This window comes from Streptomyces sp. NPDC058663, assembly GCF_042716745.1.
GTDB lineage: Bacteria > Actinomycetota > Actinomycetes > Streptomycetales > Streptomycetaceae > Streptomyces.
The window spans coordinates 54,843-65,487 of sequence record NZ_JBHXRV010000021.1 but is presented as its reverse complement, the minus strand read 5'-3'; the positions used below and the strand labels follow the sequence as shown (position 1 = coordinate 65,487).

7 protein-coding genes and 1 pseudogene are annotated in these 10,645 nt (G+C 68.7%); all 8 read right to left on the bottom strand.

Annotation, left to right across the window (positions count from 1 at the left end; genetic code table 11):
- Nucleotides 1–66: 66 nt before the first annotated feature.
- Entirely contained in the window at nt 67–363 is a 297-nt protein-coding gene (locus tag ACFWVV_RS17475; protein WP_384351090.1) for a hypothetical protein, read from the bottom strand.
- Nucleotides 364–730: 367 nt separating this feature from the next.
- Complete coding sequence (locus tag ACFWVV_RS17470; protein WP_384351242.1) at nt 731–1,462, bottom strand: NUDIX domain-containing protein; 732 nt, start codon at nt 1,460–1,462, stop codon at nt 731–733.
- 141 nt (nt 1,463–1,603) lie between these two features.
- Nucleotides 1,604–1,867: pseudogene (locus ACFWVV_RS17465) on the bottom strand (SAM-dependent methyltransferase); the annotation flags it as partial.
- Nucleotides 1,868–1,998: 131 nt separating this feature from the next.
- Nucleotides 1,999–3,882: an ABC transporter ATP-binding protein gene (locus ACFWVV_RS17460; protein WP_384351087.1), complete on the bottom strand. Its 1,884-nt coding sequence runs from the start codon at nt 3,880–3,882 to the stop codon at nt 1,999–2,001.
- A 309-nt stretch (nt 3,883–4,191) separates the two neighbouring features.
- Nucleotides 4,192–5,364, bottom strand: a complete 1,173-nt coding sequence (locus ACFWVV_RS17455) for a hypothetical protein (protein WP_384351084.1) — start codon at nt 5,362–5,364, stop codon at nt 4,192–4,194.
- Nucleotides 5,361–6,362, bottom strand: coding sequence for a thiopeptide-type bacteriocin biosynthesis protein (locus ACFWVV_RS17450; RefSeq protein WP_384351081.1), 1,002 nt, complete (start codon nt 6,360–6,362; stop codon nt 5,361–5,363). The genes ACFWVV_RS17455 and ACFWVV_RS17450 overlap by 4 nt, the downstream gene beginning before the upstream one ends.
- On the bottom strand, nt 6,344–7,570 hold the full coding sequence (locus ACFWVV_RS17445; RefSeq protein ID WP_384351079.1) for a lanthionine synthetase C family protein: 1,227 nt from the start codon (nt 7,568–7,570) through the stop codon (nt 6,344–6,346). The genes ACFWVV_RS17450 and ACFWVV_RS17445 overlap by 19 nt, the downstream gene beginning before the upstream one ends.
- Complete coding sequence (locus tag ACFWVV_RS17440) at nt 7,567–10,617, bottom strand: lantibiotic dehydratase (RefSeq protein ID WP_384351076.1); 3,051 nt, start codon at nt 10,615–10,617, stop codon at nt 7,567–7,569. Before ACFWVV_RS17440 ends, ACFWVV_RS17445 begins: the two co-directional genes overlap by 4 nt.
- Nucleotides 10,618–10,645: the final 28 nt, after the last annotated feature.

Here is a 10,645-nt window from a genome sequence, read left to right as displayed (position 1 = left end):
CGGGCTGGTTAGTGTCGCGTCCTTACCCGAGGAATGCCTGACCGTTTAACCGTTTGACCGCGGAGGTCAGCGGGGTCGGCTAACTCCGGCCATGTACGCGTTGATGCCGCGTCGTTGGACCTGCGTTCCGGGTATGACCTTGGTGCCCTTGGGCGGCGGTGGGAGCTTGCGCTTCTTCCTCTTCGTCTGGTCTCCGCCAACCAGGTGCCGGTTGTCGAGCCTTTCCGCGCAGTCTCTGCCCTTCACCTCGTCGTACGGGCGGCGGCAGCCCTTGCAGTACACCTCCAGAGCGTCTACCCGCTGCCCGGCATTCGTCTTGAAGCTGCCGCGGAAGTCGGCGATGCTCGCGACGCGCGGCTCCACCTGAATCTCGGCAGCGACAACCCATATGTGCGAGAGGTCGAGGGCGGGCTCGGGGTGTCCATCCCCGAGCGTGGGCTGCGTCGCCTCTGGCTCCCGCTTCTTCGCCGGGGGGCGGGGTGTCGAAGGCCGCGGTGCCGGCGCGGCCTTCGATGGGAACAAGGATTCCTGCCAGAACGCCCGGCCCGCTGCTGGTGAGAGGGGAGCTGTAGCAGTAATCACTCGGTCCTCCGCGCCGTTTCCGTGGCGGGGTTGACATAAGGCCAACCCCATTCACAGCGACGAACGTCAGACTGCCGTGATCTGTTACACCGGCTGCCACCTAGCGGTCGGCTGCGGCTGGTGTCGTGCTGACCATGGTTGAGCAGGTCTAGTGAGTGCGGACATTGCGGCGTATCCCCTCCGTGGCGGTCAGGCTGTTGATTTCGCGGGCGTAGGGGACGAACTGGGCGGGGGTGTGGTCGATGGGCAAATCAGGGCGCCAGGCGGTGAGGATTTGGGCGCTGCATTCGAACAGGTCGTCTTGCGGTAGTTGGTCCAGGGGCCACCAGGCCCATTCGCCCACGCTCTCGTCGGGCTGCGTGGAGGGCTCGCCCTGCCAGGCGGTTACGACGGCGCCGACGGTCATGCGTACGACCTCACCGACGTGGTCGAGGAGCGTGCCGAGCAGGATGATGTCTTCGGGTTGCGCTACGAGGCCGGTCTCTTCACGGAGTTCCCGGGCCACTGCCTTCTGCAGGCTGCCGCCGTCGTGGATCTCCACCGTCCCGCCTGGCAGCTCGATCGTTCCGCGGCGGTGGCGTCCCAACAGGAGCCCTTGTTCGCCGACGACGATTGCGCCGACGCCGACTGCGGCGTGGGGAGTAGGCGGACGCGAAGTGCGTGGACGGCTCGTGATGCGCCCGTGGTTCGAGACACGGCGGGCGCGAATGAGCTGCACAACCACGGGGTTGTCCGCCTCGGGGGCGCGCAGTAGTTCGCCGCTGTCGACACGGAATCCGTGGTCGACCAGCAGGTCTTCCCAGAGCTGCGGCGTCAGAACCCACATCTGTAGTGGGATCGGCTCCTGGCCGTTGATCCGGATCATCTCGTCGCGGGGCATGACCACAGAGGAAGGACCTTGGCCGTGAAGGTTGGTGTGCAGCGCGGCGAAGACCAGACTGCCGTCGGCTCGGAGCCCGTGGCTGAGCGCAGGCAGGAGGTAGTGAGGGTCGTTGCATGCGAGGGTCCCGATTGCGTACGCCACGTCGTACGGCTCAGCGGTACGAAGGTGCTCGACAACGTCAGCGTTCACGAACCGAACGCCAGGAACGTCGCCGAACTGCGCAACAGCGCGATGGTGTTGGGTGGGTGACAGTTCCACCGCGTCCACAAGGGCACCGTGGTCACGCGCCAGGTGCACGGCCTGATGCCCCGGCCCTGAACCGAAGGCCAGCACCCGCCTCCCGTGGAGCGGCCCGAGAGCTTCGGTACCCGGACCGACGCCGTCCCAGAACCCCCACCTCATCTGCTCCGGCACCGGCGGTAGGTATCCCCGGTCCAGTTGCATCTGTCCGTATCGGACCCAGCTCTCCCTGTTCAACTCCGCGTCCCACTCTCTGTGGTGCCGTTCGTCGTGCTCCGGGTCGAGCATGGACGTCACCGATCCTTTGTCAGGGCGACGAGGTCTGCGAACAGCCCTCCAGCGTGCGCCAAGTCTTCGTACGTGCCGTGTTCGATGACGCGGCCCTTGTCCATGACCAGGATTCGGTCTGCCAGACGCGTGTTCTGGAGTTGGTGTGTGACGACGATCGTCATGCGCTCGGCTGCGATCCGCTTGATCTCCATGAAAATGGCGTGCTCTCCTCGGGGGTCCATCTGAGAGGTCGGCTCGTCCAGGATCAGCAACGGGGTTCTGCGGTACAGGGCCCTCGCACAAGCGATTCGCTGCCACTGACCTCCGGACAGCTCTGCTCCGCCGAAGAGTTCCCGGGCGAGCAGGGTGTCGAGCTGTTTGGGCAGCTTCTCGATCGCCTCGCGCATTCCGACGGCGTCGACGGCTTCCCAGGCCAAACTGTCATCAAAGGCCTTGGGCTGCCCGAGGGTGATGTTCTCGCGAGCGCGCAGAGGCCAGCAGGCGAAGTTCTGCGGGACGAGCGAGGTGCGTGACCATACGGATTCAGGGTCGGCGTCGGCAAGATCGGTGCCGTCCCACCTGACGTGGCCTTTGTCTGCGAGCAGGATGCCGGTGATCAGCTTGGCGAGGGTGGACTTGCCCGAGCCGTTCTCTCCCACGATGGCCAGGATCTCCCCGCGGCGCAGGGCGAGTGAGACGCCGGCGACGGCGGGCTCGTCCTTGCCTGGGTACTGGTAGACGACCTCGTCGAGGCGGATCTCATCGACCTGCTCGGCGATGCTCAGCTCGCCCCGCTGGGGAGCCCGGTCGGCGGCGGTATCGAGAAAGGACTGCATGTCGGCAAGGTAGAGCGAGGTGTGGAACAGCGCGGCGCCGTAGATGACGAACTGGGACAGCGCGCCCAGCGTCGTCTGGACGGCGATCACTGCGGTGGCCGCGATCGGGAGGGCGACGCGTCCGGTGGTGGCCAGCCACGCCAGGGTGGCCCAGGTTCCGAGGAGGAAGACTCCGCCCAGCGCGCTGGTGGCCAGGACGATGCGCAGCATGCGCGGCGCGGCGGTCAGGGTGCGCTTGTCGATACGCTCGGACAGGGCGCGGTACCAGTAGATGACGTACCCGGTCATGCCGTTGGCGCGGACTTCGTCGCCGTAGCGTGAGTACGTGGCCCACCAGCGCATCGTGCCGCGTACGTTGCGGTCACCGACGTTGGCGTAGTGGGTCTCGTAGTCGACACGTGCGGACAGCACGGCCCCCAGGCCGGCCGGGATCACAGCGAGCAGGAGAAGCGGAAGCATCATCCATTGCAAGGCGGTGATGACCCCGCCCGCTGCGATCATGCGGACCAGTGAGGCCATGAACCGTTGGGCATCCTGGACCATCATCCGGGTGCGGGTGACGCCGACTTCGGCGGCCTCCTGCCGGTCGGAGAAGCCGTCCTCTCCGTACGTGGCGGCTTCGACGCGGCATACCGCGGACACGAGAGCGACGTCGGCCTCCGTCATCAACAGAGGGGTGATCCGGCCGTCGGCATACGAGGCCAGGGCGCTGCTGACCCGGCCCAGCCCCGCAGCGGCCGTAACGACGGCGAGGGCGGGCAGCGCGGCCTGCAAGCGTTCGGACACCTGGCCGGTTCCGAGGACGTGCGTCATGGCCTTCGCGGTGAACGCGAGTACGAGGGCGGCTGCAGCCCCGGTGAGTACCTGGCAGACGAGCAGCAGCACCACGGCCGACCTGTCGACGCCCCAGGCCATGCGTGCAGTGTGTCGCAGGACCGAAGGAAGGCGTCCGCACATCTTCGCGAAACTGGCTTCTGCCAGCGGGTTCTTGGCGTGCTTACCCTCGAAGGAGAGGTGGGCCGGAGGTGGAGGAGGTGGCGTCTCCGTACGTGCAGTCGAGGCGTCAGTCACCCTGCATCCCCTCCCTGGGGTTGGTGCCGCACCCGGATGGCTCGGCGGTGTTCGGCATAACGACGCAGCGTCAGAATCGAACGTGCTCGATTTCGGACGCGTGAGGGACCTTGCCGCGCAAGGAGGCGGAGGTGCGGGCGTTGCGGTGAAGGCGAACCCGGTCGCGCAGGGTTGGCCGAATCGCCGACGTCTGAAGCGCCTGTGACGGATGAGGTTTCTCGCCACGAGAACGACCGTGCGCAGCGAGCGCCCATGGCCGATCTAGTTGCGCATCCCGATTGAACAGACTGTGCAGAGTGCCCAGTTGCTTCAGTTGACCCTTGCTTGGCGCAAAGGGGGCGAGGTCGCCCCTTTCTGGGAGAGGCAGTGGATGAGGCTTGCGCCTGCCGTTCGGGCGGCCTGCTCCAATGTCGACAGAACCGGTTCCGGTAGAGCGCCTTGACCGAGGTGTCCGGAGCGGACGGTTGCCCTTAGCTCTCGGTCTGACCACTTGCTGGCCAGGTCAACGGGTTGGCGCAGGATCTCGCGTGCGGCGTGCGCGTCGCCGCTGCCTACGGTGTCGCTCACGATCGCGTTGTACAGGGGCTGGCCCCAGGCTTCGTGGTCCTTCGGCATGAGGGAGATGGCGGCGAGTGCCAGCCTTACCCGGAACATGCGTAGATTCGGGGGTCCTGGTTCCAAGGCGTCCTGTACGGCGCGTGCGGCCGTCGCGAACCCTTCAGGGGTGGCGCGGTTCGTCCGATGGTCGGCGTAGTGGCGGAGGATCTTTTCGACGGCTCGCTCCCATGGTTCGGTGATCGTGGCCCGGTCGAGCAGGGAGTGAACCGTGACCGGGTCCCCGGTGGTGTGCAGGTTCGCGATGACGGCCGCTTGCCTGCTGGTGTGCAGCCGTGCCGGAGCCTCGTCGTAGACGGTTGCGTGCTGCGCCGCCCTGTTCCATTGGCCGGAGGCGGCCAGTAGCCGTGTGCCGTCGTCGAGGAGGAGGGAGTGCAGCCAGGGCTGGATGTGCTCCAGGGTTGCTTCGGTGGCGAACCCTGCGGAGTGGAAGGGGTGGCCGTGGATGGTGAACGAACCGCCCTGGTGCAGTGCGCGACGCACGCTCATCAACTGGTGGTAGGCGGTCTGGGGGTCTTCTGCTCGTGCGGTGAGGCGTACGAGGTTGATGATCGGCTGGAGGCCGGCGATGGCGGTGTCTCCGGTGAGCGGCAGGGCGGTCTGGAAGATGCGGAGTTGGCGCAGGCACAGGTCGCGTGCCAGGTCGGGCAGTCCGCAGTCGGACGCGACGAGTGCGGAGAGGTTCCAGGCGGCGCACGCGAGGTTGATCCGTTCCGGGAGCGGCCGGTCCTGGGTGGACTTCTCCGCGCAGTTGGCCACCTCGTCGATACGGGCGGTGAAGGTGGGGTAGACGAGGTGGGAGCGCGGAATGAGAGGAATGCGGCGGGCGAACTGGTCGAGTCGTACCTGTGGGAGAGGAGTGGTCACGGCTGGGGCCTTTCCGTGGAGTCCACACCGTGGAGGGTGGTGGTGCGGGCTGCGTGAGCGAGGAGGCTTTGGGTGCCGGAGTGCAGGCCGATCCGGTTCCAGTGGAAGATCACGTGGTAGGCGAGGACTTCGCGCAGGCCGCGATCGAGGTTGGCGTGCCGGGCGCTGTCGCCTATCTCTTCGCCCGCGTGCCGGAAGGCGCGCACCCAGTCGGCGGCGTGCTTCAGGGTGCGGTCGGACTGGAGCATGAGGCCGTTGTCACTGGTGTCGGCGAGGAGCAGGTGCCGCAGGTTCTCGCCCATGGCGCGGACCTTCTCGACCGGTACGTCCTGGGGGAGCGGACGTTCCCGGGCGACGCGGTGCCAGACGTCGCCCTGCTCGTACCACTCCAGCCCGGCGGCACGCATCAGCGTGGCGCACAGCAGCACCGATACCTCTCGGCGGCCCAGATCGCCGTGGGGGGTGGTGAGAACGGCGTGGCTGTCGGCGTGGAAGAGCGTATGGGCGATGCTCATGCTGGTGTCGCCGCCGAACGCGGCGGTCTCGGGTTCGTAGATGCCCGGCCACCAGCCGTCGATGCGACCCGCGGTGGTGAGCTCGATCAGCGTGTCGACCAGTGCCGTAGGGAGCTGCGTTCCGAGGGAAGGCAGCAGGCGTATCCGCCAGCACGGGTGCTTGCGGATGAACCACCAGCCCGTGATCACCTTGTCCTCCACGGCCAAGTCCAGGACGGGGGCCAGGTGGTCGGCAGCGACTTGCTCGGCGCTGTCCCAGTCGGTGAACCGGACGTACAGCTGCCGCCAGACTGGGAGGCCGGCCTGCTGGATGAGTGCGTCCTGCCCGGCCTGCTGGTAGACGGCGACGGCGGCGTTCAGGTCGGTGGGTTCGAGTCCGGCGTGGGCCGCGGCGGTGTCGACGCTCGTGCCGGCCAGGACCTCCAGCACAGCGTGCAGGGTGGTTTCCACGGGGGTGGCCGGGTTCAGTCGATCAGCAGGCATGCGTCCCATCCCGAGGTCGGTGCGGCGTTGTGGACTGCGGTGTTCAGCGCGAGGGCAGTGCCCGCGTCGCCCAGGAGGAAGCTGGTGTCGGAGCCGGGTTGAGCGTGGCGGGCCAATGCGTCGCCTAAGGCGGGAAGCGCGTCCCGAAGGGCGGGAGATGCTGCGTCGTGGGCTGCGCGCCACGCCGTCTGGTACACCCCTGCCCAGCCGTGGCACAGACCCGTGTCGGTGATCCTGGCCAGTTGGCCGGGGTCGGTCAGGCAGCGGAGAAGGGCGTTCTCGTACAGGTGCTGTTGCGCGGTGTCGTGGCGGGCGAGGGCAGCGAGCTGTCCCGCGCGGGCGATGCCCGGGGTGCCGTAGCACCAACTGGGCCGGGTCGGGCCCGGCCGGTGGGGCATGCCCGCGTGGAGGTCGCCTAGGTGGAGGTGTTCGGGCCACCAGGGGCCGGTGGAGTAGTCCTGCCGCCAGGCGTCCAGCCAGTAGAGGATGGTGTCGATGGCGGCTTCGTGTCCGGCTACGGTCACGCCTTGGCGCAGGGCGCGAGCGAGGAGCAGCAGCGGTCCTGTGATCCCGTGGGCGGCGCCGAAATTGGCGTGCCCGCCGGGGAAATGCGGAGACTGCGTGAGGTGCGGATCGTGGCCGACCCACCAGCCGGGCAGTTCACCGAGTTCCTGATCGAGCGCGGGATCTGTGAGCGTCACCAGGTACTTCAGGACGCGTTCCATCGCGTGGCTGGCGGGCGCGCGGTGCAGAAGGTACGCGCCGATGCCGGTCAGCCCGTGGAAGAGGTCGTACTCATGAAAGGTGGGAAGACGGCCGTCATCCCTGCGGCTGTCGGCGGCGTCGACACGGCGATGGGCGAGTGCGGTGACGTGCCGGTCGAGGTCGGCCAGCACCTGGTGGTAGCGGTCGGACTCGGCGGTGACGGCACAGTGGAACATGAAGGCGACGGCGGGCGCACCGAGGTAGAGGCCGCTGGTGTCGGTGGCGCTGACGCTGGTGGCGACCGTGCTCTTAATCCAGGCGTGCGCCTGCTTCCAGGTCCCCTGCCCTGTGCGGGCACGCTCGATGTGCAACAGAGCGGTACCGGCCGCTCCGGCTGCCAGGGACTGCGCCTCCCAGGGACGGTCGGCGGGCGGGGGCGCGGGGACTGCCAGGTGCTCAGCGAAGGCATCGACGGCGAACGCCGGGCTCGCGGTCGTGGTCACGGGCGGCGCTCCTGGTGGTGCAGGGCGCAGTTGCGCGCGAGACGGTAGGTGGTGCGTTCGCGGTCCGGGTCGGCGGGGAGAGCCCGAAGGTGGTGTTGGTGAAGCAGTGACCGTGGCACGGGGCTCGGATTGCCTTGCTCCGCCAGGGCGTTGCGGTAGTCGCGGAGGGCGAGAGAACGGTGCTCCCATGCCGCCGTGATCTCCGGACCGCCAGGGAGTGCTCGGAGGGCGCCTTGGGCGGGGTCGGCCAGTGCGAGTGCAGGACGGCTCAACTCGCGGGCCAGGCGGCCGTGTTCGCGGGGCAGCGTGCGGGTCAGCCAGTCGGCCGCGCGGTCGCGGTCGTGGAAGAACTGCACTGCCAGGTCCACCATGCTTGCCGCGGCAAGGGCCTGCCGCGTGATGCTGTCCTCACCGGTGGCGCGGATCTGGGAGACGGCGGCGACGGCGTCGGCGGCGAATACAGCGTGCGCCGCCTCCAGGGCCGGGCCGTGTCCGTACAGACCGGTCTGTGGCTGGTAGCTGGCCGTTTCGAGGCGGGCGATCAGACGCTGGTGGTGCAGGGAAGCGGCCCATCCGTCCACGCGTTCACTGGCCTCGCCGAACCCACCCGCTGGCAAGGACAGGTACAGCACGAGGTGCTGGTCCCCGTCGGGCCGGAAGGCATTGCGATAGCGGCTGAACCACCAGCGGGGCAGGTCCTCGAACTGGCCCAGCAGGTGGGGCAGATGAGCGGTCAGGATCTCGTCGTGACGCTGAGGATGTGTGTACAGGCGGGCGCACAGAACGGACGGCTGGTCTGGTGTCGGCCGTATGACCAGGGTGGGAATGACCGAGCGGGGGGACGTGGCGGGGGGAGCGGCGTTCGCCAGAGGGATCAGGAGCTGGTGGGGGCGGCCGATCCAGGCCCTGTCCTGCTCGGTGCCTGCTTCGCGCAGCTCGACGAGGCCGGTGCGGTCCAGGCAGGAGCGCAGCAACGCCCGGGGTATGTGCCGTCCGAAGTCGATATGGAGTTGCTGGTCGTTCTCGACCAGGGCAACGCGGTCCGGCACGCGCAGGCGTTCACGCCACCGGTCCAGGACCGTGTCCCAGTCGGCCATGGGCGCGGAGGGGGTGGGCAGCTCGTCGGCGGAGAGCAGCCAGCGGGCTGGGGCGAGGATCGTCCGCTTGTACCGGACGCGCGGCAGGTACGGCAGGGTGGCGGCCACGCCGAACGTGAAGGACTTGTAGGCGGCACTGCGTGCGGTGGCGACCTCCGCGAGGAACCGGGCGAGCGGTGGGGTGTGGACGGATGCCTCCAGCGCGTGGGCGACGCGGGGCTCGATGTGCTGCCCGGTCGACAGGCGCACCAGGAAGAACCGGCGCTCGTCCGCGGTCACCGCCAGGTCGTCGACCTCGATCACGTCCGGGCCGGGCTCGTGGTGCTCACCGAGGGGAATGGTGTGCGGCAGGATCTGCGCGGTGCGTGAGACGTTCTCGTTGCGGCGCCGCCGGGGGGTGAAAGACAACTGCGCCGGGAGGGCGCCGGGGCTGGTGGTCGCGTACGAGGAGGTGAGCGCGGACTGCTCGGCCGGTGCGAGGAGATGGGCGAAGCGGCCGAGCATGCTGCTGCCGGGGCGCGGCGCTCCGGTGACCCACAGCCGGTAGTCGCCACGTTGGACAGCCTCCAGGGTGGGCGCGTGGACTTCCACGGCGATCTCCGCCCGGGGCACGGGCAACGGTGGCTCCGCCAGATCGGCGGTCAGGTCCGCGATCCTCGCGCGGGTGAGGACAAGCTCACGGCTGCCGTCGAGCATCGCCTCCTGGAGCAGGCGCAGGATCTTCTCGTCCCGGCCGGTGGCCTGGTACGGGGCGCGGGTGCGCTCGGAGCCCAGGAAGCCGGAGGGCATCCCGAGGCCGCTGTCGGCGACCAGTTCCGTCACCGGCACCTCGGCACCGGCGCCGTACCGGTCGAGGAACCGCTGGTGGTAGTCGCGCCATTGCGGATATCCGTACGGGTGGGGCGAGAGGTGGTGCATGACCTGTGCCGCTTCGGCGGCGTCGTCCAGCAAGGACTCGGGAACGTCGAGGGTGCAGTCGAGTGCGGTGTCGATCAGGAGCGGAACCCGGCCGGCGGTGCTGAGGCGCTGCATGTCCTGGACGAGCGCCGAGCCGGGCGCCCAGGGGGTCGGTCCGGTGGGGTGGTCCATCCGGGCGTGGAGGTCCGTGAGCTGGGTTGCCAGGTCCGCGATGTCGGGGATGTGGGCGGCGTCGGCCTTGTCGAGCTGGAGGCAGACGTGGGCGAGCGTGTCGACCGTCACCATCGGGGGCCACAGGCTGCTGAGCAGTACATGCTCGCTCAGTAAGTTCGTTAAAAGCCGGTTGAGTTGGTCGTGGTGCGCGCTGGGGAACTGCTCGGCCAGGTTGTTCAACAGCACGCCGTACGCAATCGGGGAGCGGGCGGCGGCGAGGACGGCCGCCACGGGTCGGGTATTGCGAACCGATACCTCCACCGGGGCGAACCCACGGGCCTCCGGGCCGGACGGTTCCCCCTCCACGACGTGCCGGTTCCCGCGAGAGCGGCCGGTGTTGTTCACCATGACCGTCAGACGGGCGAGCAGCGCGGGGCTGGCCTCCAGGCGGGTGATGACGTCCGTCAGCCAGTCGGAGTCGGCACGCAGGATCGTCCGGTAGCCCTCTCCCCACGCCACCCATGCCGTGCGGGCCGGCAGGACGGGGGCAACACCGGCGAAGACACCGAACGGGGTGGGCCGGTGGTTCCATCGCAGGAGGTAGGCCGCGACGGACTGGACGGCCCGGCGGATCGGGCGGGCGTCGGTGACGGTGCCGTTCAGGATCTTGGTGACGCGCTGGCACAGGGCGGGACTGGCGGCGGACACCGCTTCGGGGACCGGGTCACCCCATACTTCGGCCAACCACTGACGGCCCCGTATGTGAACATCGTCGCCGTGCAGGTCCAGGTCAGGCATGGGGCGGTGCTGGGCGGCGGTGGAGGCGCGGAGCAGAACGCCAGGCTGCCACCGGTAGGTGATGGGCGATCCGTGTGCCACTGGTGCCCCTTCTCGTAGAGGAAGCTCG